The sequence below is a fragment of the Rhizobium leguminosarum genome, from assembly GCF_010668065.1.
Classification (GTDB): domain Bacteria; phylum Pseudomonadota; class Alphaproteobacteria; order Rhizobiales; family Rhizobiaceae; genus Rhizobium; species Rhizobium leguminosarum_S.
In genome coordinates this window covers 1-467 of sequence record NZ_WUEN01000041.1, presented here as the reverse complement: position 1 = coordinate 467, position 467 = coordinate 1, and the positions used below count along the sequence as shown (strand labels likewise).

The following is a 467-nucleotide window of genomic DNA, read 5'->3' as shown; positions in this document are numbered from 1 at the left end:
GAGTTGGGCAGTTGTTCGGGCAAGCAGGCCGCCATGCTGGCAGGGCTTGCACCAATCGCCAACGACAGCGGTGCCCGAACCGGACGTCGTTCCATCCGCGCCGGCAGGCCAGCACCCCGGCGCGCGCGCTACATGGCCGCCTTGTCGGCCCGTCGATACAATCCCGCCCTGGCTCGTTTCGCAGACACGCTCAAAGCCGCAGGAAAACCTGCCAAGGTCATCCTGGTCGCCATCATGCGCAAGCTGCTCGTCTTGGCAAACTGCCTCCTAGCTCACGATCGCATCTGGACACCAAATCCGCCTTGACAACCAACACAGATTCTCATCCGCCTGCCGCCACCTTCTCCCCGCCTGCGGGGAGAAGGGACATGCCGCGGACCTCTCCGTCCCCCCTATATCTCGCAGGGCACGTCCCCTCTCCCCGTCAGAACGGGGAGAGGGTTAGGGTGAGGGGCAGCCATTAGCGC

Annotated in this window: 1 protein-coding gene; it reads left to right on the top strand. The window is 64.7% G+C overall.

Translation table 11 applies throughout. The annotated features are described in order from the left end of the window. A partial coding sequence (locus GR198_RS35190; protein WP_164070487.1) for a transposase occupies positions 1 to 306 on the top strand: 306 nt, incomplete at its 5' end. Positions 307 to 467: the final 161 nt, after the last annotated feature.